The organism is Amycolatopsis cynarae (assembly GCF_026802195.1).
GTDB lineage: Bacteria > Actinomycetota > Actinomycetes > Mycobacteriales > Pseudonocardiaceae > Amycolatopsis_E > Amycolatopsis_E rhizosphaerae.
Map to the genome: position 1 here is coordinate 5,000,914 of NZ_CP113836.1, position 24,339 is coordinate 5,025,252.

21 protein-coding genes are annotated in these 24,339 nt (G+C 71.8%); 7 read left to right on the forward strand and 14 right to left on the reverse strand.

Translation table 11 applies throughout. The features are described from left to right. Positions 1 to 21 precede the first annotated feature (21 nt). The 6 genes from ORV05_RS23895 to ORV05_RS23920 form a co-directional block, all read right to left on the reverse strand. On the reverse strand, positions 22 to 378 hold the full coding sequence (locus ORV05_RS23895) for a histidine triad nucleotide-binding protein (RefSeq protein ID WP_268754259.1): 357 nt from the start codon (positions 376 to 378) through the stop codon (positions 22 to 24). 474 nt (positions 379 to 852) lie between these two features. Next, positions 853 to 1,605 (reverse strand): 16S rRNA (uracil(1498)-N(3))-methyltransferase, encoded by a 753-nt coding sequence (locus tag ORV05_RS23900; protein ID WP_268754260.1) that lies wholly within the window; start codon positions 1,603 to 1,605, stop codon positions 853 to 855. Further along, positions 1,605 to 2,765, reverse strand: coding sequence for a molecular chaperone DnaJ (gene dnaJ / locus ORV05_RS23905; RefSeq protein ID WP_268759870.1), 1,161 nt, complete (start codon positions 2,763 to 2,765; stop codon positions 1,605 to 1,607). The genes ORV05_RS23900 and dnaJ overlap by 1 nt, the downstream gene beginning before the upstream one ends. A 36-nt stretch (positions 2,766 to 2,801) precedes the next feature. After that, the gene (gene hrcA / locus ORV05_RS23910; RefSeq protein WP_268754261.1) at positions 2,802 to 3,827 is read right to left on the reverse strand and encodes a heat-inducible transcriptional repressor HrcA; all 1,026 of its coding nucleotides are present in this window, start codon (positions 3,825 to 3,827) and stop codon (positions 2,802 to 2,804) included. A gap of 151 nt (positions 3,828 to 3,978) precedes the next feature. Further along, complete coding sequence (locus ORV05_RS23915; protein ID WP_268759871.1) at positions 3,979 to 5,472, reverse strand: CoA-acylating methylmalonate-semialdehyde dehydrogenase; 1,494 nt, start codon at positions 5,470 to 5,472, stop codon at positions 3,979 to 3,981. 188 nt (positions 5,473 to 5,660) lie between these two features. Continuing rightward, positions 5,661 to 6,959, reverse strand: a complete 1,299-nt coding sequence (locus tag ORV05_RS23920) for an aspartate aminotransferase family protein (protein WP_268754262.1) — start codon at positions 6,957 to 6,959, stop codon at positions 5,661 to 5,663. An 84-nt stretch (positions 6,960 to 7,043) separates the two neighbouring features. Here ORV05_RS23920 and ORV05_RS23925 point away from each other — a divergent pair, with 84 nt between their 5' ends. The 6 genes from ORV05_RS23925 (at position 7,044) to ORV05_RS23950 (ending at position 14,016) form a co-directional block, all read left to right on the forward strand. Next, positions 7,044 to 8,636, forward strand: a complete 1,593-nt coding sequence (locus ORV05_RS23925) for a PucR family transcriptional regulator (RefSeq protein ID WP_268754263.1) — start codon at positions 7,044 to 7,046, stop codon at positions 8,634 to 8,636. Positions 8,637 to 8,721: 85 nt separating this feature from the next. Further along, the gene (locus tag ORV05_RS23930) at positions 8,722 to 9,087 is read left to right on the forward strand and encodes an SSI family serine proteinase inhibitor (protein WP_268754264.1); all 366 of its coding nucleotides are present in this window, start codon (positions 8,722 to 8,724) and stop codon (positions 9,085 to 9,087) included. Between the two features lie 166 nt (positions 9,088 to 9,253). Continuing rightward, positions 9,254 to 10,828, forward strand: a complete 1,575-nt coding sequence (locus tag ORV05_RS23935; RefSeq protein WP_268754265.1) for an NCS1 family nucleobase:cation symporter-1 — start codon at positions 9,254 to 9,256, stop codon at positions 10,826 to 10,828. Beyond that, entirely contained in the window at positions 10,779 to 11,621 is an 843-nt protein-coding gene (locus tag ORV05_RS23940) for a nitrilase-related carbon-nitrogen hydrolase (protein ID WP_268754266.1), read from the forward strand. Before ORV05_RS23935 ends, ORV05_RS23940 begins: the two co-directional genes overlap by 50 nt. A gap of 10 nt (positions 11,622 to 11,631) precedes the next feature. Next, positions 11,632 to 13,014 carry a dihydropyrimidinase gene (hydA, locus tag ORV05_RS23945; RefSeq protein ID WP_268754267.1) on the forward strand — a complete coding sequence of 461 codons (1,383 nt, stop codon included), beginning with the start codon at positions 11,632 to 11,634 and terminating at the stop codon, positions 13,012 to 13,014. Between the two features lie 9 nt (positions 13,015 to 13,023). Next, positions 13,024 to 14,016 carry a TIGR03842 family LLM class F420-dependent oxidoreductase gene (locus ORV05_RS23950; RefSeq protein ID WP_268754268.1) on the forward strand — a complete coding sequence of 331 codons (993 nt, stop codon included), beginning with the start codon at positions 13,024 to 13,026 and terminating at the stop codon, positions 14,014 to 14,016. 70 nt (positions 14,017 to 14,086) lie between these two features. On the opposite strand, the gene ORV05_RS23955 is transcribed toward ORV05_RS23950, so the two are convergent. The 5 genes from ORV05_RS23955 to ORV05_RS23975 form a co-directional block, all read right to left on the reverse strand. Then, complete coding sequence (locus ORV05_RS23955; RefSeq protein WP_268754269.1) at positions 14,087 to 15,325, reverse strand: serine hydrolase domain-containing protein; 1,239 nt, start codon at positions 15,323 to 15,325, stop codon at positions 14,087 to 14,089. A gap of 32 nt (positions 15,326 to 15,357) precedes the next feature. Further along, a complete protein-coding gene (locus ORV05_RS23960) occupies positions 15,358 to 16,188 on the reverse strand; it encodes a siderophore-interacting protein (RefSeq protein ID WP_268754270.1) in 831 nt (276 codons plus the stop codon). 75 nt (positions 16,189 to 16,263) lie between these two features. Next, positions 16,264 to 18,093, reverse strand: a complete 1,830-nt coding sequence (locus ORV05_RS23965) for an FtsX-like permease family protein (protein ID WP_268754271.1) — start codon at positions 18,091 to 18,093, stop codon at positions 16,264 to 16,266. A gap of 3 nt (positions 18,094 to 18,096) precedes the next feature. Then, a complete protein-coding gene (locus tag ORV05_RS23970; protein ID WP_268754272.1) occupies positions 18,097 to 18,858 on the reverse strand; it encodes an ABC transporter ATP-binding protein in 762 nt (253 codons plus the stop codon). A gap of 88 nt (positions 18,859 to 18,946) precedes the next feature. Then, on the reverse strand, positions 18,947 to 20,050 hold the full coding sequence (locus tag ORV05_RS23975) for an ABC transporter ATP-binding protein (protein WP_268754273.1): 1,104 nt from the start codon (positions 20,048 to 20,050) through the stop codon (positions 18,947 to 18,949). A gap of 92 nt (positions 20,051 to 20,142) precedes the next feature. Here ORV05_RS23975 and ORV05_RS23980 point away from each other — a divergent pair, with 92 nt between their 5' ends. Beyond that, the gene (locus ORV05_RS23980) at positions 20,143 to 21,321 is read left to right on the forward strand and encodes an ROK family transcriptional regulator (RefSeq protein WP_268754274.1); all 1,179 of its coding nucleotides are present in this window, start codon (positions 20,143 to 20,145) and stop codon (positions 21,319 to 21,321) included. A 147-nt stretch (positions 21,322 to 21,468) separates the two neighbouring features. Here ORV05_RS23980 and ORV05_RS23985 read toward each other — a convergent pair whose 3' ends face one another. From ORV05_RS23985 to ORV05_RS23995, 3 genes are read right to left on the reverse strand one after another with little or no spacing between them, the layout of a single operon-like run. Continuing rightward, on the reverse strand, positions 21,469 to 22,578 hold the full coding sequence (locus tag ORV05_RS23985) for a vWA domain-containing protein (RefSeq protein WP_268754275.1): 1,110 nt from the start codon (positions 22,576 to 22,578) through the stop codon (positions 21,469 to 21,471). Beyond that, positions 22,568 to 23,443 carry an AAA family ATPase gene (locus ORV05_RS23990; protein ID WP_268754276.1) on the reverse strand — a complete coding sequence of 292 codons (876 nt, stop codon included), beginning with the start codon at positions 23,441 to 23,443 and terminating at the stop codon, positions 22,568 to 22,570. The genes ORV05_RS23985 and ORV05_RS23990 overlap by 11 nt, the downstream gene beginning before the upstream one ends. After that, the gene (locus tag ORV05_RS23995) at positions 23,436 to 24,338 is read right to left on the reverse strand and encodes an XdhC family protein (protein ID WP_268754277.1); all 903 of its coding nucleotides are present in this window, start codon (positions 24,336 to 24,338) and stop codon (positions 23,436 to 23,438) included. Before ORV05_RS23995 ends, ORV05_RS23990 begins: the two co-directional genes overlap by 8 nt. Between the last annotated feature and the right edge of the window lies 1 nt (position 24,339).

The following is a 24,339-nucleotide window of genomic DNA, read 5'->3' on the forward strand; positions in this document are numbered from 1 at the left end:
GCACCCGCTCGACGCAGGTGGTTACTTGTACCGCCCGAACAACCCGAGCTGTTCCCCGCCGAGCACGTGCGCGTGGACGTGGAACACGGTCTGGCCGGCATCCTGGTCGGTATTGAACACAACGCGGTAACCGGTGCCGCTGATTCCCTCCAGCTCGGCGACCTTGGCCGCGGTGGCGATCACGTCGGCCAGCAGCTGGGGGTCGGCGGCGGCGAGCTCGGCGACGTTGCGGTACCGCTTGCGGGGCACCACCAACACGTGCACGCGGGCCTGCGGGTTGATGTCCCGGAAGGCGAAGGTGGTCTCGTCCTGGTACACCACGTCCGAAGGCAGCTCACCCGCGATGATGCGCTCGAACAACGTCTCCGCGTCACTCATGCGCCCGACCCTATCGCCCGCACACCCCCCACTGGCCCCCCGGCACGCCGTCGAGCCGCCCACGGCGGCAAGACAGGCCCCCGCGGGAGCCGCGGAGAGTCCCGGGACGGTCACGGAGCAGAAAAACCAAACACGTTCTGGCGTCAAGGTGTCCTGACCGTTTACTCTCATCACCGGATACCCCCGGGGACACCCCGCGGGTACCCCCGAGACCCCGCCGGACACCTCCCCCCTCGGTCCGGCGGAGCCGCGGAAGCGGTGGAGCGACCCCCAGGCTCCACCGCTCCGCGGCGGCCTCACTCACCCACCCACCAAGTCGCGCGGTCGTTGGGCGCGAATGCTTGGCTGAGCAGCGCTTGCCCTCAAGGTCGCCTTGAGGGCATCTATGACCCTCAAGACGGCCTTCAGGGCACACAACCCCGCACGAACGTGGAATCCGTCCGTGAAGGGACCCTTCACGGCTCGCCCCATGCCTCAGTGCCAGCGGGCGGTGAGGGCGCCGAGGGCGCCCAGTGCCACGGCCGCGGCGGTGGAGGTGCGCAGCACGGCGGGGCCGAGGCGGACGGGGGTGGCACCCGCGTCGGTGAGGGTCTCCAGTTCGGCATCGGTGATGCCGCCTTCGGGGCCGACGACGAGGAGCAGTTCTCCCTCGGCGGGCAGGCTCAGTTCGGTGAGCCGCCGGGGCGCGGTGCCTTCGAGGACGAAGGCCGCGGCGGCGGCGCGGACGGCTTCGGCGAGGCCGGTGGTGCCGACCGCCGGCCGCACGGGCGGTACCCGCAGGCGCCGGGCCTGTTTGGCGGCGGCCCGCGCAGTGCTCTGCCAGCGGGCGAGCGCCTTGGCTCCGCGCGGCCCCTCCTCCCAGCGGGCGACGCTGCGTTCGGCACGCCACGGGAGGATGGCGTCGGCCCCGGCCTCGGTGGCCAGTTCGACGGCGAGTTCGCCGCGGTCGCCCTTGGCCAGTGCCTGCGCGATGGTGATGGCCGGGCGGGGCGCGGGCTCGGTCCAGCGGTCGCCGACGGCGAGGTCGAGCTCGGGGTCGCGGCCGGGGCGCACCGCCTCGATCACGCAGTCGGCGCCGGTTCCGGCCCCGTCGGCGAGGGTGAGCCGTTCACCGGCCCGCATCCGGCGCACGGTGACGGCGTGCCGGGCCTCGTCCCCGCGCAGCACCCCGCGCGGCCCCGCCGGTAGCTCCTCGACGAGGAACACCGGCGCGGTGGTGGCGGGCATTACTTGTGGCTCTTGGCGCGCAGTTTGGAGAACAGCCCTCCGGAGCGGCCGTTGCTGGCCAGCGTGGGCACCTCCTCGCCGCGCTGCTGGGCGAGCGCGAGCAGCAGTTCGCGCTGCGACTCGTCGAGCCGGGTCGGCACCGTCACGTCGACGTGGACGTGCAGGTCACCGCGCCCGTCCACGCGGCCGGAGGACCGCAGCCGCGGCATGCCCTTACCGGGCAGCACCAGCTCGGTGCCGGGCTGCGTGCCGGGCTCGATGTCGATCTCGTACTCGCCGTCGATCAGCGTCTCGAGCTGCACGGAGGCGCCGAGCGCCGCCGTGGTCATCGGGATGCGCAGGTTGCAGTGCAGGTCGTGGCCCTCGCGGACGAACACCTCGTGCGGTTCCTCGTCGATCTCGACGTAGAGGTCGCCCGCGGGGCCGCCGCCGGGGCCCACCTCGCCCTGGCCGGACAGCCGGATCCGCATGCCGTCACCGACCCCGGCCGGGATCTTCGCGGTGACGTTGCGGCGGGCCCGCACCCGGCCGTCGCCCCCGCACTGGCGGCACGGGTCGGTGATGACCTCGCCGAAGCCCCGGCACACCGGGCAGGGCCGGGCGGTGACCACCTGGCCGAGGAAGGACCGCTGCACGGACTGGATCTCGCCCTGGCCGCCGCAGGTGTCGCAGGTCTTGACGGTGCCGCCGGGGGCGGTGCCGTTGCCGCGGCACTGGTCGCACAGGATCGCCGTGTCCACGGTGATGTCCTTGTGCGCGCCGGAAGCACACTCCTCGAGCGTGAGGCTGATCCGGATGAGCGCGTCGGAGCCGGGCTGTACCCGGCTGCGGGGCCCCCGGCCGCGGCCACCGCCGGTGGCGGCGCCGAAGAAGGCGTCCATGATGTCGCCGAGGCCGCCGAAACCGGCGAACGGGTCGCCGCCCGCCCTGGCGCCCGCGCCGTTGTCGAGCGGATCGCCGCCCAGGTCGACGATCTTGCGCTTCTGCGGGTCGGAGAGGACCTCGTAGGCGGTGGTGACCTCGCCGAACTTGTGCTGGGCGTCCTCGGACGGGTTGACGTCCGGGTGCAGTTCCCTGGCCAGCTTCCGGTACGCGCGCTTGATCTCCTGATCGGTCGCGTTCTTGGGCACCCCGAGAATGCCGTAGTAGTCCCTGGCCACCGTTCTCATGTCCTCCTGCAAAGGCCCGCTCGCCGGCTAGCTGCCGGCCAGAATCTGCCCCACGTAGTTCGCCACCGCGCGCACCGCGGCGATCGTGCCCGGATAGTCCATCCGGGTCGGTCCGACGATCCCCATGCCACCGAGGAGCACGTCGTCCTTCCCGTAGCCGATCGATACCACTGAGGTGCTGCGCATCTGCTCGTCCTCATTTTCCTCGCCGATACGCACCGTGATCGCACCGGGGTTGCGTGCCGCGGCGAGCAGCTTGAGCACCACCACCTGCTCCTCGAGCGCCTCCAGCACCTGGCGCAGCGAGCCGGGGAAGTCGGCGACGTTGCGGGTCAGGTTGGCGGTGCCGCCGAGGACCAGGCGTTCCTCCGGGTGATCGACGAGGTGTTCGACCAGCACCGTGCAGACCCGGATCAGCGCATCGCGCAGCTCACCCGGGGCCTGGTCGGGCAGGTCGGCCACCCGTGAGGCGGCGTCGGTGAGCCTGCGGCCGCTCAGCGTCGAGTTGAGCACGTCCCGGATGCGGTAGACGTTCTCCTCACTGAGCACGTCACCGAGGTCGATGGTGCGCTGGTCGACGCGGCCGGAGTCGGTGATCACCACGAGCATCAGGCGGGCCGGGGTGAGCGGCACCACCTCCAGGTGACGCAGTGTGGCGCTGCTCATGGTCGGGTACTGGATCACCGCGACCTGCCGGGTCAGCTGGGCCAGCAGGCGCACCGACCGGCGCAGCACGTCGTCGAGGTCGATCGCGCCGTCGAGGAAGTTCATGATCGCCCGCCGCTCCGCGCTGCTCAGCGGCTTGACGTCGGCGAGGTGGTCGACGAAGAGGCGGTAGCCCTTGTCGGTCGGGATGCGGCCGGCACTGGTGTGCGGCTGGGTGATGTACCCCTCCTCCTCGAGCGCCGCCATGTCGTTGCGGATCGTGGCGCTGGACACACCCAGGTTGTGCCGGTCCACGATCGCCTTCGACCCCACCGGCTCATGGTTGGACACGTAGTCGGCGACGATGGCACGCAGAACTTCGAAGCGGCGCTCCTCGGAGCTGGCCACACCTCACCTCCCGCGTTCGACGTTTACCCCACGTCAAGTCTACGGAAGTGGCGATGCCAGGAACACGACCTTGCGCACACCCTCCCCCAACGGCCGTGAGGGGCCCCTTCACAGCCGATACGACTGTGAAGGGGCCCTTCACGGCAACGGGTCAGGTGGTGCGGGGAAAGCCCAGGTTGACGCCGCCCTGTGCGGGGTCCGGCCACCGGGAGGTGACCACCTTGCGGCGGGTGAAGAAGTGGAAGCCCTCCGGTCCGTAGGCGTGGCTGTCGCCGAACAGCGAGTCCTTCCAGCCGCCGAACGAGTAGTGGCCCACCGGCACCGGGATCGGCACGTTGAGCCCGACCATGCCGACCTCGACCTCGTTCTGGAAACGCCGCGCGGCGCGCCCGTCGTGGGTGAAGATCGCGGTGCCGTTGCCATAGGGGTTGCCGTTGACCAGCTCCAGCGCGGTGTCGTAGCTCCCCGCCCTGACCACGCACAGCACCGGCCCGAAGATCTCGTCGGTGTAGATCGTCATGTCCGGGGTGACCCGGTCGAACAGCGTGGGGCCGAGCCAGAAGCCACCGTCGGTGACGCGCAGGCCGCGCCCGTCGACCACCAGCTCCGCGCCCGCCGCCACACCGGCCTCCACGTGGGACTCGACCCGGCGCCGGTGCGCCGCGGTCACCAGCGGGCCCATCTCGGACTCCGGGTCGCGCCCGTCCCCGACCTTCAGCCGGCCCATCCGCTCGGCGATCCGGCCGACCAGCTCGTCGCCGACCGGATCGACCGCGACCACGACCGACACCGCCATGCACCGCTCCCCCGCCGAGCCGAACCCGGCGGACACGGCGGCGTCGGCGGCCAGGTCGAGGTCGGCGTCGGGCAGCACCACCATGTGGTTCTTCGCGCCGCCCAGCGCCTGCACGCGCTTGCCGTGCCGGGTGCCGGTCTCGTAGACGTAGCGCGCGATCGGGGTGGAGCCGACGAACGACACCGCCTTGACCGCGGGGTGCGCCAGCAGCCCGTCCACCGCGACCTTGTCGCCGTGCAGCACGTTGAACACCCCGGCGGGCAGCCCGGCCTCGGCGAAGAGCCCGGCGATGAACAGCGATGCCGACGGGTCCTTCTCACTGGGCTTGAGCACGACGGTGTTGCCGCACGCGATCGCGTTGGGCACGAACCACAGCGGCACCATCGCCGGGAAGTTGAACGGCGAGATCACCGCCACCACGCCGAGCGGCTGGGCGATCGAGTACACGTCGACCCCGGTGGAGGCGTTCTCGCTGTACCCGCCCTTGAGCAACTGGGCCGCACCGCAGGCGTACTCGACGTTCTCGATGGCGCGCGCCACCTCGCCCGCCGCGTCGGATTCCACCTTGCCGTGCTCGGCGGTGATGATCTTCGCCAGTTCGTCCCTGCGGGCGGCCAGCAGCTCGCGGAAGGCGAAGAGCACCCGGCCGCGCGCGGCCAGTGAGGTGTCGCGCCACGCGGGAAAGGCGCGGGCGGCCGCGGCGACCGCCTCGTCGACCTGCGCGGGCCCGGCGAAGTCCACGTGCGCGGTGACCTCCCCGGTGGCGGGGTCGAACACCTCGCCGGTCTCCTCGGCGAGGCCGCCCCAGCCCTTGCCGTCGATCCAGTGGCTGATGCGCTGGGGGCTCATCGCGAAGTCTCCTGTGTCCTGCGCTCCGCCAGTGTCGTTCACGCGCCCTCCTGTGCCCTGCGGGACACCCGCACCCGGTCGGGCCGCGCGAACAGGGGCTCCGCCAGTGTCGTTCACGCGCCCTCCTGTGCCCTGCGGGACACCCGCACCCGGTCGGGCCGCGCGAACAGGGGCTCCGCCAGTGTCGTTCACGCGCCCTCCTGTACGACCGCGATCGACTCGCCGAGGATGGCCAGCGCCTCGTCCGCCTCCTGCTCGGTCAGGGTCATCGGCGGCGCCAGGCGGAGGACGTTGTTGTACAGCCCGCCCTTGCCGACGAGCAGGCCCCGCGCCCTGGTCTCCTCCAGCACCGCGGCCGCATGGTCCGGGCTGGGCCGGTCACCGCCGGACTCCACGAGTTCGACCCCGATCATCAGGCCCTTGCCGCGCACGTCGCCGACGATGTCGTTCCGCTCGCCGATCGCGGCCAGCCCGCCGAGCAGCCTGCTGCCGAGCTTGGCGGCGTTGCCCTGCAGGTCGTGGTCGAGCAGGTAGTCCAAAGTGGCCTTCGCGCCCGCGGTGGCGACCGGGTTGCCGCCGAAGGTGGAGATCGAGTTCGCGGTGATCGAGTCCATCACCTCGGCGCGGGCCACCACCCCGCCGATGGCCAGCCCGTTGCCGAGCCCCTTGGCGAAGGTCATCGCGTCCGGGGTGACGCCGTGCGCCTGCATCCCCCAGAAGTGCTCGCCCGTGCGGCCCCAGCCCGTCTGCACCTCGTCGGAGATGAGCAGGATGCCGTATTCGTCGAGCACCTCCTTGAAGGAGGCGAACAACCCGTCCGGCGGCACGTTGAAACCCCCGACGCCCTGGATCGGCTCGGCGATCAGCGCCGCCACGTCGCCGGAGGTGGTCGTCTGCAGCACGTCGCGCAGGTCGTCGGTGCAGGCCTTGACGTAGTCGGCGTCGGACAGGCGGGAGAAGGCGTCTCGGTAGCGGTAGCCGCCGTGCACGTAGCCGACCTTCACCGGGGACAGCGAGCTGGCCGACCAGCCGCGGTTGCCGGTGACGCCGACCGTGGCGAACGCCCGCCCGTGGTAGGAGTTGCGCATCGCCAGCACCTGGTTGCTGCGCCGGTACTGGGTGGCCAGCATCAGCGCGGTCTCGTTGGCCTCGGTGCCGGAGTTGGTGAAGAACACCTTGGCGTCGTCGATACCGGACAGTTCGGCGATCCGCTCGGCCAGCTCGACCTGGCTGCGGATCAGGTACAGGGTCGAGGTGTGCAGGACGCCGGTGTCGAGCTGGGCCCGGACGGCGTCGGAGATTTCCGCGATGTCGTAGCCGACGGCGTTGGTCAGGATCCCGGCGAAGAAGTCGAGGTAGGTGTTGCCGCCGGCGTCGGTGACGTGCCTGCCGCTCGCGCGGACGATCTCGATCGGTTCCCGGTAGTAGAGGGCCATCCAGCGGGGCAGGACCGCGCGGTGGCGTGCCACCAGCTCAGCGTCGCTCATGGTTTCCGAGTGTCCGTGCCCCGCCCGGCGGCCACCACACGCATTGTGTACGCACTACCCGGCCCGGCCGTACAGTTTGTTGGCATGTACCCGACCGTGGCCGACGTGCTCGCGCTCCCGGTGGTCCGCCACGGCCGCCCGCGCGTGGTGGCCGGTGCCGAGGGTCTCGACGGGCGCGTGCGCTGGGTGCACGTCGCGGAGGTCGCCGACATCGGGCATCTGCTCAAGGGCGGCGAACTCGTGCTCACCACGGGGATCGCGCTGCCCGACGACGCCGCGGCGCTGACCCGCTACCTGGACGGGCTGGCCGAGGCCGGCGTGGCCGGGCTCGTGGTGGAACTGGTCCGGCACTGGAACGAGGGACTGCCCACCGCGCTGGTCGAGGCGGCCGCCCGGCACGGCGTCCCGCTGATCACCCTGTCCCGGGAGACGAGGTACGTGACGGTCACCGAGACCGTCAACGGGCTGATCGTGGACGCCCAGGTGGCGGAGCTGCGGGCGGCCGAGCAGGTGCACCAGGTGTTCACCGAACTCACCGTTTCGGGTGCCGAACCGGTGGCGGTGCTGCGCGAGGTGGCCAGGATGACGGGGCTGCCGGTGGTGCTGGAAACGCTGGCGCACGAGGTTCTCGCCTACGACGCGGCGGGCACCGACCCGGGCGAGTTGCTTTCGGGCTGGCTGTCCCGCTCGCGGCTGGTCCACGTCGGGGAGCGCACCGGCTACCACGCCGACGCCGGCTGGCTGGTCACCGTGGTGGGTGCACGCGGGCACGACTGGGGCCGCCTGGTCGTGGTGTCCGAGGAACCGCCGCCGCACCGGCACGTGGTGGTCATCGAGCGCGCCGCCTCGGCACTGGCCGTGCACCGGCTGGTCGCGCGGGAATCGGACAGCCTGGAACGGCAGGCGCATCGGGCGGTGCTGGCCGAACTGGCCGCCTCCCCGGCACCGTCGGCCGAACTGCTGGCCCGCGCCTCGGCGCTGGGGGTACCGCTGACCCGGCGCCGCCTGGTCGGGGTGGCGATCCGGCCGCGACTGACCGAGGCGCGGCGCCCGGCGGGCTCGGCCGCGCCGGTCCTGCGGGACCTCGCCGAGACGGTCTCGCTGGCGGCGCGGCGCGCGAAGGTGTCGGCCCTGGTCGCGGTGTCCGACGAGCTGACCGTCCAGGCGCTGCTTTCCTTGTCCCCCAAGGCGAACATCGAGGCGGTGCTCGACCGCCTCGCCACCACCGTCCATCCCGGCCGGACCGCGGTACTGGCCGCGGGGACCACTGTGGACAGTCCGGCCGACGCGCGCCGGACGCTGGCCGAGGCCGTCCAGGTCGCCTCGGCCGCCCTGCACCGCGGCACCGACCGGCTCGTGCACCGGCTCGAAGACCTCCGGCTGCGCGGGCTGCTGCACCTGCTCGCCGGGGACGAACGCGTCCAGGCGTTCGCCGCCCGCGAACTGGGCCCGCTGCTCTCCCGCGACGCGGCCTCGGGCACCCGGCTGGTGCAGACCCTGCGGCACTACTGCGAACAGGGCGGCAACAAGTCGGCCGCCGCGGCCGCCGCCCACACCTCCCGCACCGCCTACTACCAGCAGCTCGCGCGGATCGAGAAGGTGCTCGGTGTCCCGCTGGAGGAGCCGGAATCCCTGCTGTCCCTCTACGTCGCCCTGCTCGTCCACGAGCTGCCCTGACCCCGGGCCTGTCCCGGGCACCACCAGGGGATTTCACCCGGTCGTGTGGGTGCGGGGAAACTCCGGAACGGCCGATACCCCCGGTATGCCTCTGACCCAGTTGGTACCCGCGGTCGCGTCGATGCTCGCCCTGGCCGGCACCCCGGCGCACGGCGCCTGCGATCTCACCTTCAGCAACCAGGACTCCGGCGGCCGGGTGACCACGGTGACCCTGCGCTGCGAACCCGACGGCGGCAGCCATCCTCACGCCGCCCGCGCCTGTGCCGCCCTCGAAGCCGCCGACGGCGACTTCGACCGGCTGGCGGGCCAGGACCAGCCGTGCCCGATGATCTGGCAGCCGGTGACCGCCACCGCCACCGGGCACTGGCGCGGCAGGCCCGTCCAGTACAGCCACACCTATCCCAACCGCTGCGAAGCGGCCATCCGCTCCGCCCAGGTTTTCGATTTCTGATCGTGACCATGTTTCCGCTTTATTGACGGATTGCTACGATGAGCGGCCGACCGGGCCGCACAGCACCGGCCCGCGCCGGACGCAACAAACAGAATGCGTTCCGACGCGGGCAACGGTGAACACTCTGCCAATGCCGTCGCCCCGCGCCGTCGCGCACGATTCCGCAATGGCACCCTCGCAGACAGTCCGCCCCGACGGCCGGGTGGATCTCAGCGACACCGCATCGATCCGCGGCAGCCGGTACTTCAACGACGAACTCGCCCCGGTCCCGGTGGAAAAGCGGACCTGGACCACCTACAACTATTTCGCCCTGTGGATGGGCATGGCGCACAACATACCGTCCTACGCCCTGGCTTCGTCCCTCATCGCGCTGGGCATGAACTGGCTGCAGGCGCTGATCACGATCACGCTCGGCAATCTCATCGTGCTCGTCCCGATGCTGCTCAACAGCCACGCCGGGACGAAGTACGGTATCCCGTTCCCGGTCTACGCGCGGGCTTTCTACGGAGTGCGCGGCGCCAACTTCGCGGCGCTGCTGCGGGCCTTCATCGCCTGCGGCTGGTTCGGCATCCAGACCTGGGTCGGTGGTGAGGCGATCTACATCCTCGTCGGCAAGCTGGTCGGTGGCGGCTGGCGCCACGCCGCCCAGCTCGGCGGGCAGCCGTGGACGCTGTGGCTGTCCTTCGCGGTGTTCTGGGTGGTCCAGATGCTCATCATCTGGCGGGGCATGGAGGCGGTCCGGCGCTTCGAGAACTGGACCGCGCCGCTGGTGTCGGTGGGCTTTTTGATCCTGCTCGCCTACGTGCTCGTCAAGGCGGGCGGGCTCGGGCCGATCCTGTCCGAACCCGCCAGGCTCGGCTGGGGCGGCACGTTCTGGAAGGTGTTCGCCCCCTCGCTGATGGGGATGATCGCCTTCTGGTCGACGCTGTCGCTGAACATGCCGGACTTCACCCGCTTCGGGGGCAGCCAGCGCAAGCAGGTGCGGGGCCAGTTGCTGGGCCTGCCCACCACGATGACCTTCATCGCGATCGTGGCCATCCTGACCACCTCCGGCGGGGTGCTGCTCTACGGCGAGGCGATCTGGGACCCGGCCCAGCTGGCGGACCGGTTCTCCAGCCCGGCGCTGGTGGTGGTCGCGCTGGTGGCGCTGGTGCTGGCCACCATCTCGGCCAACCTGGCGGCGAACGTGGTGAGCCCCTCCTACGACTTCTCCAACGCCTTCCCCAAGCGCATCACCTTCGCCGTCGGCGGCCTGATCACCGGCGTGATCGGCGTCCTGATCCAGCCGTGGAAGCTGTATTCCGATCCGGGCATCTACATCTTCGCCTGGCTGGGCTTCTATGGCGGGATCCTGGGCGCGGTGGCGGGAGTGCTGGTCGCGGGCTACTGGGTGGTGCGCCGCCGCAGGCTGGACCTGGCCGGTCTCTACACCGAGGGCGGCCGCTACTGGTTCCGCGCGGGCTGGAGCTGGCAGGCCCTGGTGGCCACCGTGGCCGGCGGGGTGCTCGCGGTCGGCGGCGCCTACACCGCGCCCGGGTCCTCCGGGCCCTTCCCCGCGGACGGGCTCATCCCGTTCCTCAAGCCCGTCTACGACTACAGCTGGGTGGCGGGGCTCGTCGGCGGCTTCGTCATCTATCTCGCGCTGGCCCTTCCGGGCCGCGCCGCGGAATCGGCAATCGAGGAGGAGAACAGTGAGCGAAGTGGTCAGGGCCGCCTTGGTACAGCAGCGATGGACGGGTGACAAGGAGTCGATGATCGCGGGTGCGGTCGCGGCGATCGCCTCGGCCACCTCGCAGGGGGCACAGGTGGTCTGCCTCCAGGAACTGTTCTACGGCCCGTACTTCTGCCAGGTGCAGGACGCCGACTACTACTCCTACACGGAGGGCATCCCGGACGGGCCGACCACCCGGCTGATGCAGGAGGTGGCGCAGCGGCACGGGATCGTGATCGTGGCCCCGATGTACGAGCAGGAGCAGCCCGGCGTCTACTACAACACGGCGGCGGTGATCGACGCGGACGGCAGCTACCTCGGCAAGTACCGCAAGAACCACATCCCGCAGGTGAAGGGCTTCTGGGAGAAGTTCTACTTCCGTCCCGGCAACACCGGCTACCCGGTGTTCGACACCGCGGTCGGGCGGATCGGCGTCTACATCTGCTACGACCGGCACTTCCCGGAGGGCTGGCGCGCGCTCGGCCTGGCCGGGGCGAAGATCGTGTTCAACCCGTCGGCGACCAGCCGGGGCCTGTCCCAGTACCTGTGGCGGCTGGAGCAGCCCGCCGCCGCCGTGGCCAACGAGTACTACGTCGGGGCGATCAACCGGGTCGGCGTGGAACCGCTGGGCGACAACGACTTCTACGGCCAGACCTATTTCGTCGACCCGCGCGGCGAACTGGTCGGCGAGGCGGCATCGGATGCCGAGGACGAGGTCGTGGTGCGTGATCTGGACATGGGCAGGCTCGCCGAGGTCCGTGACCTGTGGGCCTTCTACCGCGACCGCCGCCCCGACTCCTACGACTCGATCGTGGCCCCGTGAGGAGGAATTCGTGCGAACCCTGATCAAGGGCGGGACGGTGCTGTCGGCCAGCGGCGCGAGCCCGGCGGACGTGCTGGTGGAGGACGAGAAGATCGCCGCGGTGGCGGCCCCCGGCGTGTTCTCCTCGGCCGAGGAGGTGCTCGATGCGACCGGGAAGTACGTGCTGCCGGGCGGGATCGACGCGCACACCCACATGGAGATGCCCTTCGGTGGCACCTTCTCGGCGGACACCTTCGCCACCGGTACCGCCGCGGCCGCCTGGGGCGGCACCACCACCATCATCGACTTCGCGGTGCAGCCCAAGGGCGGCTCGCTGCTGTCCACACTGGATGCCTGGCACGGGAAGGCCGACGGCAACTGCGCCGTCGACTACGGCTTCCACATGATCGTCTCCGACGTCAACGACACCACGCTGAAGGAGATGGAGACCTGTCTGGACCGCGGGGTGTCCAGTTTCAAGATGTTCATGGCCTATCCCGGCGTCTTCTACTCCACCGACGGCGAGATCCTGCGCGCCATGCGGAAGGCGAACGACACCGGGGCGACGATCATGATGCACGCGGAGAACGGCATCGCGATCGACGAACTGGTGGCGCAGGCGCTGGCGTCGGGCCGGACCGAACCCGTGCAGCACGGCCTGACCCGTCCGGCCGCTTTGGAGGGTGAGGCCACCTCGCGCGCCATCACACTGGCCAAGGTGACCGGCGCGCCGCTGTACATCGTGCACCTCTCGGCGGCGGAGGCGCTGGCCGCCGTGGCGCAGGCCCGCGACGAGGGCCAGAACGTGTTCGCCGAAACCTGCCCGCAGTACCTCTATCTGTCCATTGAGGACCTTGCCAGGCCGGGATTCGAGGGGGCGAAGTACGTGGCCTCTCCCCCGCTGCGGGAGAAGAAGCACCAGGCGGACCTGTGGCGCGGACTGCGCACCAACGACCTGTCGGTGGTGTCGACCGACCACTGCCCGTTCTGCTTCAAGGAGCAGAAGGAACTCGGCGCCGGCGACTTCTCCAAGATCCCCAACGGCATGCCGGGCGTGGAGCACCGCATGGACCTGCTGCACCAGGGCGTGGTCGCCGGGAAGCTTTCCCTGGCCCGCTGGGTCGAGGCCTGCTCGACCACCCCGGCCCGGATGTTCGGGCTCTACCCCCGCAAGGGGGTGATCGCGCCGGGTTCCGACGCCGACATCGTGATCTACGACCCGTCGGCGCGGCAGACGCTGTCCGCCGAGACGCACCACATGGCCGTGGACTACTCGGCCTACGAAGGGTTCGAAATCACCGGGAAGGTGGAGACGGTGCTCTCGCGGGGCAAGGTCGTCGTCTCCCCCTCCGGGTTCTCCGGCGGCTCCGGCGGCCGGTTCCTGTCCCGCGATCTCTGCCAGTACCTGGGGTGAGGGGGCCCGATGGAGTTCGGGGTTGTCCTGCAGACCGACCCACCGGCCTGGGAGGTGGTGCGGCTGATGAAGGAGGCCGAGGCGCTCGGCTTCGGTTACGGCTGGACGTTCGATTCCTGCGTGCTGTGGCAGGAACCGTTCGTCATCTACAGCCAGATCCTCGCCGCGACCTCGGCGATGACGGTGGGGCCGATGGTGACCAGCCCGGGTACCCGGGACTGGTCGGTGCTGGCCTCGCTGTTCGCCACGTTGAACGACATGTTCGGCAACCGCACGGTGTGCGGGATCGGGCGCGGGGACTCGGCGCACCGGGTGGTCGGCAAGCAACCGTCCACCTTGGCCACCGTGCGCGAGGCCATGCACGTGATCAAGGAGCTGGCCGAGGGGCGGGAGGTGCGCTACGGCGACACCGCGGTGCGCATCCCCTGGGTGCGCAACGGGCGGCTGGAGATGTGGATGGCCGGGTACGGGCCGAAGGCGCTGCGGACCGCGGGTGAGCACGCCGACGGCTTCATCCTCCAGTGCGCCGATCCGGCGATCGCGCGCTGGACGATCGGCACCGTGCAGCAGGCGGCACGGGCGGCGGGCCGCGATCCGGCGGGCATCAGCATCTGCGTGGCCGCCCCGGCCTACGTCGGCGACGACCTGCCGCACCAGCGTGAACAACTGCGCTGGTTCGGCGGGATGGTCGGCAACCACGTGGCGGACCTCGTCGCCCGCTACGGGGATTCGGGGCCGGTGCCGCATGAGCTGACCGACTACATCCGGGAACGGGAGGGCTACGACTACGCGCATCACGGGCGGGCGGGCAACCCCTCGGCCGGGTTCGTGCCGGACCAGATCGTCGACCGGTTCTGCCTGGTCGGCCCGCCGGGAGCGCACACCGACCGCCTGGCCGAGCTCGCCGAGCTCGGAGTCGACCAGTTCGCGCTGTACCTCATGCACGACCAGCGTGAGGACACGCTGGCCGCCTACGGCGGCATCATCGGCGACCTGACCTGACCCGGCCCCCGCACGGGCGGTGCCGTGAAGGGTCCCTTCACGGCTCACGGCACCGCGGCGGAGCGAAGGCTCAGGAGATCAGGGCCTGGTAGACGAGGCGGCGCAGTTCCTGGCGGACGGGATGGGTGCTGGAGGGCAGCAGCTGCGTGAAGAACAGCGCGGTCACCTCCTCGGCGGGATCCACCCAGAAGGCGGTGCTGGCCGCACCGCCCCAGGCGAACTCGCCGACGCTGGCCAGGCTCTTCGCCTTGACGGGGTCGATCAGCACGGAGAACCCGAGGCCGAACCCGTGCCCGTGGAACGGCATTTCCGCGAACAGCGGCCTGCCGTAGGCCTCCAGGTCCACCCCGCCGGGCAGGTGGTTGCTCGCCATCAGCGCGACCGTGCGCGGGCTGAGCAGGCGGACGCCGTCGAGCTCCCCGCGGTTGAGCAGCATCTGGGTGAACCGGTGGTAGTCCGCCGCGGTCGACACCAGGCCGCCACCGCCGGACAGGAAGTCGGGGCGGGAGCGGCCCGTCTGGCCGAACGCGTCGTTGCGCACCGCCTTGCGGGTGCCCGGCTTCGGCACGTACAGCGCGGCGAGCCGTTCTGCGGCCTCGCCCTCCACCCAGAACCCGGTGTCGTTCATGCCCAGCGGCGAGAAGATCCGCTCCGCGAAGAACTCGTCGAGGGCGCGGCCCGACACGACCTCGACCAGGCGCCCCAGCACGTCGGTGGACACCGAGTAGTTCCATTCGCTGCCCGGCTGGCAGATCAGGGGCAGCTCCGCCCACTTCCGGGTGCAGGCCGCGAGGTTCATCCCGGCGGGCGCGCCCCATTCGAAGCCCGCGGCCCGGTACATCGCGTCCACCGGGTGACCGTGGTGGAACCCGTAGGTCAGTCCCGCGGTGTGCGTCAGCAGATGCCAGACGCGGATCGGTTCGGTGGCCGGTTCGGTGAGCGGGTTGAGCGCCGATCCCTTGACGTAGACGCGGGGCTGGGCGAACTCCGGCAGCCAGCGGGAAATCGGGTCGGTGAGGTCGAAGGCGCCCTCCTCGTACAGCATCATCGCCGCTACCGAGGTCACCGGCTTGGTCATCGAATAGATCCGCCACCGGGTGTCCGTCTCGACCGGGAGCCCGGCCTCGACGTCCCGGTACCCGTGGTGGGCCAGGTGCACGATCCTGCCCCGCCGGGCCACGGCGATCAGCCAGCCCGGAAGGAGTCCCTCATCGACGTACCGTGCGAAATGCCGGTCGATCCGTGCCAGCCTGCCCGCGTCGAACCCGGCCTCGGCCGGTTCGACGTCCACCTTCAGCTCCGTCGCCATGATGGGCACTGTCGCCGTCGCGCGGTCCTGCGTCAAGCGTCGCGGCGGTCCTCTTCGAGCGCGCGCTCGGCGGCCTTCTCGGCGCGCCACTGCTCGTCGGTGGCTCCGCGCCGCCAGTACCCGGACACCGACAGCAGGTCCCGGCGCATGCCGCGTTCGCCGAGCAGGTACCGGCGCAACTGCCGGACGAACCCGGCCTCGCCGTGCACGAAGGCCTGCACGGTGCCGCCCGGGAAGTCCATCGCGCGCACCGCGGTCACCAGGTCCTCCCCGGCGTCGCGATGGATCCAGCGGATCTGCGCGTCGCCCTTGGTGACCAGCGGCTGCTCGTCCTCGGCCCCGTCCACCTCGAGGAACACCCGTACCGGAACCCCGGCGGGCATCGCCTCCAGGGTCAGCGCGATCGCGGGCAGCGCGCTCTCGTCCCCGACGAGCAGGTGCCAGTCGGCCTCGGTGCCGGGCGCGTACGCCCCGCCCGGCCCGGTCAACAGCAGTTCGTCCCCGGGCTTCGCCCGCCGCGCCCACGGCCCGGCGATCCCCTCGTCACCGTGGTGCACGAAGTCGATCGCCAGTTCCCCGGCGACCGGGTCGAAGGAGCGCACGGTGTAGCTGCGCTGCTTCGGCCACTGCTCGCGCGGCAGGCTCGCCCGGACCGTGTCCAGGTCGAACGGTTCGGGATAGCGCACGCCGGGCACCGGGAACAGGACCTTGACGTAGGCGTCGGTGAACTCGTTCGGCGTGAAGGCCGCCAGCCCCTCGCCACCGGCGACGATGCGGACGAAGTGCGGGGTCAGCCGCTCGGTTCGCAGCACGCGGAGGCTGACCGTGGGCCGGCCCCGCCGTGCGGGTTTCTCCTGCGCCATCCGCGCTCCTTCGTCTCGTCACCGATCCTCGGACTTAGGCTACCCTAAATCGCCGGGCGGGCGGCGCGTCCCCGGTCACTCCCGCGCGCCCAGCAGCCCGACCGGAGCCTGCCGCGTGGCCGAAATGCTGGTCCACACGCTGGTCAGGCCGACCACGGTGAACGCGCCCAGCACAACCAGGCCCAGCGTGGTCCACGGCAGGGACAGGGTCGCGGTACCCAGGATGCGCACGGTCGCCCCGGTGATCCCGGCCAGCGCCGCGGAAGCCGCGACCAGGCCGAGCAGCAGCGCGATGACCACGACCGCCAGCGACTCCACGAGCGCCATCAGCACCACCTGCCACCGCTTCAGCCCGGTCACCCTGACCACGGCGAACTCCCGCCGCCGCTCCGCGGCCGCGATCACCACCGCGTTGATCACCGCGATCACCGAGTACAGCCCGGCCAGGCCCATGAGCACCGTCATGATCCCGGAACTGGTCTTCTCCTGCTTCGAAGAGCCGGTGGCGATCCAGTCGCCGACCGTGGTGACCGGTCCGGGAAGCGACGCCGCGACCTTCGCCGGGTCCGCACCGGGCGCCAGCTTCACGATCGTGTGCGCCGGGGCGTTCCCGAGCAGCGACGACGGCACCAGATCCCGCGGCAGCAGGTAACCCGGACCCCCCACGAACGAGTCGGGCAGCACCGCCACCACGCGCGTGTCGAACTCGCGATCCCCGATCCGCACGGTGATCGCGTCCCCCAGCGCGGCCCCGCGAGCCGCCACCGCCATCCCGTGCAGGTCGGCGAAGGAGCCCGCCACCGGCGCCTCCCGGTGTGTCCGCCGGTAGTCCCCCGCGTCCACGACCAGCGCCTGCTTCTCCTTCACCTTCCGCTTGCCCGACTTGTCGAACGACACGACGACCGGCACCGTCGTCTCCGTCGAGGCGACCGCGATCCCCGGCACCGGCCGCGCCGGGGCGGAGGCGGCCACCAGGTCCGCGTCCAGGTCCTGCACCATCTCCTGCCTGCCCGCCGCGGTGAGCGTGGACAGCGTGCCCGCCAGTCCCGCGACCAGTGCGACCAGCACCAGCAGCGGCGCCGCGGTGGAAGCGCTGCGCCGGACCCCGTCGGCCAGGTTCGCCCTGGCCAGGGTGCCGAGCGTGCCGCGCCCGGGCACCAGCCCGAAGACGCGGCTCACCAGCGGGACCAGCAGCGGGCTGAGGGCGCTGAGCCCCACCGCGGCGGTGACCGCGGAGTTGACCGACAGCGGGATGGCCGTGCTCGCCCCACCGAACACGGCGACGATCGCCAGCGCGACCGCACCGGCCACGAAGAGGATCCCGAAGAACCACCGGGGGAAAGTCATCACCCGGGCGGCGTCACCGCTCTCCCGCAGGGCCTCCAGCGGCCGCACCTTCGCCGCGCGCCGCGACGCGGCGAGCACCCCGAACAGGGACACGCCGACGCCGACGACGGCGGACACCACGATGATCCAGCCCTGCCATTCCGGCGAGAACGCCGCGGGCAGGAACTCCAGTCCGGTCAGCATGCGGCTCTGCAGCCCCATCACGCCCACGCCCGCCGGGACACCCAGCGCGGTCCCGATCAGCCCGAGCAGCAGCGCTTCCGACAGCAGCAGGCGGCGCACCTGCCCGCGGCTGCTCCCGATCAGCCGCAGCAGCGCGAGATCGCGCCGCCGCTGCGCGATGGTGAAGGCGAAGGTGGAACTGACGATGAAGACGGCCAGGAACGCGGCGATGCCCAGTGTCATCGCCAGGAGCGTGATCGCCTCGACGTGATCGAGCGCGGACAGCAGGATCAGCAGGGAGGACTGGACCAGTGCCACGCCGAGTGCGACGGTCACGATCGCGCCGAGGAACAGCTGCCACCGTTCACGGAAGGTGGCCACGGACAGTTCGAACATGCCTCAGCCCTCCAGCGCGGCGAGCCGGTCGGCGACCTCGCGCGCCGAGGGGCGGACGAGGCGGTCGACGATCCGTCCGTCGGACAGGAACACCACCGAGTCCGCGGCGGCCGCCGCGACCGGGTCGTGGGTGACCATGACGATGGTCTGGCCGATGGTCTCCACCATCCGCCGGAGCAGGCCGAGCACCGTGCGCGCGGAGTGGGAGTCCAGCGCTCCGGTGGGTTCGTCGGCGAAGAGCACCGACGGGCGCATCGCCATCGCCCGCGCGATCGCCACGCGCTGCTGCTGGCCACCGGAGAGTTCGCGCGGCCGGTGCCGCAGCCTCTCCCCCAGTCCCACCTGCGCCAGGACGGCGCGGACATCCTTTTTGGACACACGCTGGCCCGCCAGCCGGATCGGCAGGGCCACGTTCTGCTCGGCGGTGAGCGAGCCGACGAGGTTGAAGCTCTGGAAGACGAACCCGACGGTCCCGCGGCGCAGCGTGGTGAGCTGGTCGTCCGAGGCGGCGGTGACGTCGTGCCCGGCCAGGGTCACCTGGCCGCTGGTGCACTGCTCCAGCCCGGCAGCGCAGTGCAACAGGGTGGACTTGCCCGAACCGGAGGGACCCATCACCGCGGTCCACGAGCCGGCCGGAAAGCCGATGCTCACCCCGTCCAGAGCGCGGACCCGCGCCTGGCCGCTGCCGTATTCCCTGGTGACCGACCGGAGTTCGACCGCGGTGGCGGTACCGGCCTGGTCGCCGATGGCGATCGCTTGCGTCATGGGCCAATCACATCAGCGGGGCGCTTTCCGATCACCAGTGCTTTCCCCCGGGCCCGGGGTAGGGCCGTCCCTACCCCGGGCGGGCGCGTCAGGCGTCCGGAAGGCGTTCGCCGCTTTCCGGGTGGAAGGCGTGCACGTCGCCCGCGTCGGCGATGGCCACCTCGACGATCTCGCCGATCTGCGGCGGGCGGCGGCCTTCGGCCCGCACCACGAACCGTTCCGGCGTGTCGCCGATGCGGATGCTGCCGTGGATGTAGGCGTCCGCGCCCAGTTCCTCGACCAGCTCGACGGTCAGCTTCGCGGCCTGCTCCCCCTCATGCGCCGGGCGGAGCGACTCCGGCCGCACGCCGAGCTGGATCCGGTCCACCCCGGCCGCCTCGGCGGCGGCGAGCGTGGCCCGGGGCAGCGGCACGGTGAGCCCGTCGAGCCGCGCGCCCCCATCGGTGAGCGCGACGGTCTTGAGGTTCATCGCGGGCGAACCCATGAAACCGGCCACGAAGGCGTTCAGGGGCCGCTCGTAGAGGTTGCGCGGCGTGTCGCACTGCTGCAGCTTGCCGTCCTTGAGCACGGCGACCCGGTGCCCCATCGTCATCGCCTCGACCTGGTCGTGCGTGACGTAGATCGTGGTGGTACCCAGCCTCTTCTGCAGCGCCGCGATGTTCGCGCGCGTCTCCACGCGGAGCTTGGCGTCCAGATTGGACAGTGGCTCGTCCATCAGGAACACCGCGGGTTCGCGGACGATGGCGCGTCCCATCGCCACGCGCTGCCGCTGCCCGCCGGAGAGCGCCTTGGGCTTGCGGTCGAGGTAGGGCGTGAGGTCGAGCAGAGCCGCCGCTTCCCGGACCCGCTGGGCGATCTCCGCCTTGGGCAGGCGCTTGAGCTTGAGCGCGAAGCCCATGTTCTCCGCGACCGTCATGTGCGGGTAGAGGGCGTAGGACTGGAACACCATCGCGATGTCGCGGTCCTTGGGCGGGGTGTTCGTGACGTCGCGGCCGTCGATGTGGATCGCGCCCTCGTCGACGTCTTCGAGTCCGGCGAGCATGCGCAGCGCCGTCGACTTGCCCGAGCCGGACGGGCCGACCAGGACCAGGAACTCGCCGTCGGCGATCTCCAGGTCGAGCGCGTCCACGGCGCGGACCGGCGGGGAGCCGGGGTAGAGCCGGGAGGCTTGCCGGTAACTGACCTCTGCCATCGCTGACCGCCTTTCGCGTCGTTGCCGCGTCGTGTCTAACGGGCGGGGAGCCGGGGCCGCCAGAGATAGTAAGTTCACTAAACTTTCGATTCATGGAGTCTTCCCGGGTGGGCGCCGGCGCCAAGGCGATGCGGCGCCACAACCTCGCGCTGGTGATGAACCTGATCGCCCGCTCCGCGCCGGTCTCACGGGTCGAGCTGGCCGAACGGGCCGGGCTGACCAAGGCGACCGTCTCCGCCCTGGTCACGGAACTGATCTCGGCGGAGCTGGTGCGAGACCTCGGCCCGGCACCCGGCGGAGCACCCGGCCGTCCCGCCGGGCGGCTGGTGCTCGACCCCTACGGCCCGGTCGCGATGGGGCTGCAGTTCGGTGCCGACTTCGCCGCCGCCACCCTCCTCGACCTGTCCGGCCGCCCGCTGGCCCGGCACGTGCGGCGGTTCGACGTCGCCGCGGTCCCCGCCGCCGAAGGAGCACGGGCCGCGCGGCCGGTCCTGCGGCGGCTGTTCGAGGAGGCGACGCTGGCCGGGCGGCTGGTGGCGGGCATCGGGATCACCGTCGGCGGCACGGTGTCCCCGGGCCCGCGAGGACGGCCCGTGGTCACCTGGGCCCCGGCCCTGCGCTGGCGCGACGTCGACGTGATCGGTCTCGTCTCCGCCCAGCTGCGGGAACTCGACCTGCACGGACTGGACGTGCGGCTGGCCGGCGAAGTGGCGTGCGCGGCGCTGGCCGAGTACCAGGCGGGCGCCGCCGGGGACTGGCTCTACCTCGGCGGGGAGGACGTGATCGGGCTCGCGCCGCTCAACCCCGCCCTCACCCTCGCCGGAGACCTCGGCCACGTCCCCGTGCGCCGCCGCGGCGAGCCGTGCCCGTGCGGGAACCGCGGCTGCCTGGACCGCTACGCCGGACGGGCCGCCATGGCGGCCGCGGCCGGGCTCGCCGGTCCCGGCCCGTCCCGGCTGCTGGGGGACGAGGACGCGGTCACCGGTCTGATCCGTCGCGGTGACCCGGCCGCGCGCCGGGCCCGGGACACCGCCGCCGACGCCCTCGCCGACGCGCTGGTCCCGGTGCGCGCCCTGCTCGCCCCGGACACCGTCGTGCTCGGCGGGCGGCTGGGTGCCTTCGGCGAGCCGCTGCTCCGCCGCGTGCAGGACCGTCTTCCCGGGCTTGTCCTCCGGCAGGCGAAGCTCGGCGCGGACGCCGCCCTGCACGGCGCGGCGGGCAGCGTGATCGCCCGGGTGATCGCCGACCCCCTCACCTGGATCGACGGCTGAAGCCTCCGCCCGGAGGTGTTTTATAAGCGGCGGAGCCGCTTGCGGTGAGCTGTCAGCTTGCACCATGAGGAGGAGATCCCACAGCGAGGGACCACGTCAGGTTCCGCTACCCGCACCGCCACGCACACCACTTCGACACAGGCGAGATCAGGCGAGGGCGTCGAGGAGGGGGCCGAGGGCGTCGAGCCGGTGGGCGCTGACCACGGCGTCGCAGTACGGCCAGGCGGCGGCCATGCCGCCGGCGAGCGGCCGGTAGCCGGGTTTCGCGGTGCGCGGGTTGACCCACACGATCCGGTGCGCCAGCCGGGACAGGCGTTCCATCTGGGCCCCGAGGAGTTCGGCGGGCCCGGTCTCCCAGCCGTCGGAAACGATCACCACGACCGCGCCGCGTGCCATCCCGCGCGCACCGTACGCGTCAAGGAATTCGCGCAGTGCCGCCCCGATCCGCGTGCCGCCCGCCCAGTCCGGCGCCTCCTCCCCCGCCCTCCGCATCGCCAGCGCGGGTTTCGACCTGAGCGCGCGGGTGAGCCGGGTCAGACGCGTGGCGAAGGTGAACACCTCCGCGCGGGTTCCCCCGGCCGCGCACACCAGCAGTTGCAGCATCGCCCGTGCGTGCGCCTGCATGGAGCCGGAGATGTCGCACAGCACCACCAGTTTCCGCGGTTTCCACCGGGGACTCCACCGGCGCAGCACGGCCGGTTCCCCGCCGCTGCGCCGGGACCGGCGCAGAGTCTCACGCAGGTCCACGCGCCGCCCGGCGGGCGTCGCCCGTTTACGGCGGGTCCGCCTCGGCGGGGTCGCCAGCCGCAGCCGCCGCATCGCGTCGCGCAGCAGCGCCAGTTCCCCGGGTTCCAGGTCCCCGAAGTCACGGGAAGCCAGCCGTTCCACGGCGCTGCCCGCCGTCGCGACCGCCAGCTCGCGCACCCGTCCCGGTTCCCGGGGTTCGTCCCCCACGGAGAACGCGGCCTTCTTGGCGTCCACTGTGGACAAGGGTGGTTCCGGCCGGTCGCCGCGGAAGTCGGCCAGGTCCATGCCCCCGCCGAACACGGCGGCGAACACGCGGTCGACGATCTCGACCTCGCCGGGCGCCGACGCCAGGGTGGCCAGTGCACACCAGCGGAGCTCACGGGTCTCCACCGGTGAGAGCAGCAGCACCGCGCGGGTGAACCGGGCGGCGCGGTCCACGCCGACCGGCAGGCCCGCCGCGCGCAGCGCCCCGCAGAACCGGGCGGCGACGAGTGCGAGGTCAGCCCTCACCACCGGCCACCCCGGCCAGCCCGGCCTTCTCCACCGCCGCACGGTCCTCTTCGTACTTGATCAGCGCACTCAGCGTGTGCCGCAACGCCGGTTCGTCCAGTGTCTCCACCCCCAGCGCGTGCAGCGCCGCGGCCCAGTCGATCGCCTCCGCCACGCCCGGCGGTTTGTACAGTTCGAGCCCCCGCAACCGCTGCACCGAGCGGGCGACCTGCCCGGCCAGCCAGTCCGCCACCCCCGGCACCCGGAGCCGGATGATCGCGGCCACCCTGGCCGGACCGGGATGGGCGATCCACTGGTAGAGACACCGCCGCTTCAGCGCGTCATGCAGTTCGCGCGTCCGGTTCGAGGTGAGCACCGCGATCGGCGGCACCACCGCGTGCCGCGTGCCCAGTTCGGGAATCGTGACACTGGCTTCGGCGAGCAGTTCGAGCAGGAAGGCCTCGAACTCGTCGTCGGCGCGGTCGACTTCGTCGATCAGCAGCACGGCCGGGCGCGGACCGGGATGTTCGATCGCGGCGAGCAGCGGCCGCGCCATCAGGTAGTCCTCGCCGAAAAGGTCCTCTTCGGACAGTGGTTCGCCCCGTGACTCGGCGAGCCGGATCCCCAGCAGCTGCCGGGGATAGTTCCACTCGTACAGGGCATCCGAAGAGGACAGTCCTTCGTAGCACTGCAACCGGATCAGCCTGGTGTCCAACGCCCGCGCCAGCGCCTTCGCCGCCTCGGTCTTGCCCACCCCCGGCTCGCCCTCGAGCAGGATCGGCTGGGTCAGGTGCACGGCGAGGAACAGCGCGGTGGCCAGTGCCTCGTCGGTGAGGTACCCCGCCTCCTCCAGCCTGCGCGCGAACTCCTGGACCTGCTCACTCATCGGCATACCTCGCCGGGTCGTCCGAGAAGGCCTGGCGACAGCCCGGCCCGCAGAAGTGGTACTCGCGCCCGCCGTGCGCCAGCCGGAGCGCGCCGGGCGTGACCGCGACGCTCATGCCGCACACCGGATCGACGGCCTCCGGATGCCCGGCCGCCTCCTGCACCGCGGGCCGCGCCGCGGTGCCGCCGGTACCCCGGCGGGAGGCGATCAGCTCCGCGTACACCGAGACCGCGATCTCCTCCGGGGTTCCGGCCCCGATGTCCAGCCCGGCGGGGGTGCGCACCCGGCCGGGGTCCAGTTCCAGCGCCGAGAGCACCGCCGCGCCCCGGCGGCGGCTCGCGATCAGCCCGACGTAGCCCGCGTCCGCGGCGAGCGCGGCCCGCAGGGCCGGTTCCTCGTCCCGCCCGTGCGAGGCGACGATCACCGCCGCGGCGTCGGGGGGCACCGCCTCCCCCGGCACGGCGGCGCGCACGTCGTACCCGATCGCGCGGCCGAGGGAAACCAGCGCCCTGGCCACCGGTGCGTCCCCGAACACCACCACCAGCGCGGGCGGCAACTGCGCTTCGAGGAAGATCTCCAGCGTGCCACCGGACAGGCACGGGTTGCCGACGGTCACCACTCCCTCTTCGACCCGTTCCCGCGTGCCCGCCTCCGCTGTGATGCGCAGCAGCGTGGACCTCCCGGTGCCGAGCAGGCGGATCCCCTGCCGCCGCACCGTCGATTCGGCGCAGCTCCCGCCGACGAAGCCGGACATCGTGCCGTCCGGCAGCACCAGTGCGCAGTCACCGGGCTTGGCGCTGGTCGGGCGCTGCACCCGCACCACGGTGGCCAGGACGAACGGTTTCCGGGCCGCACGGAGGGAATCCGCCTGCGCGAGCAGTTCGCGACTGGGCATC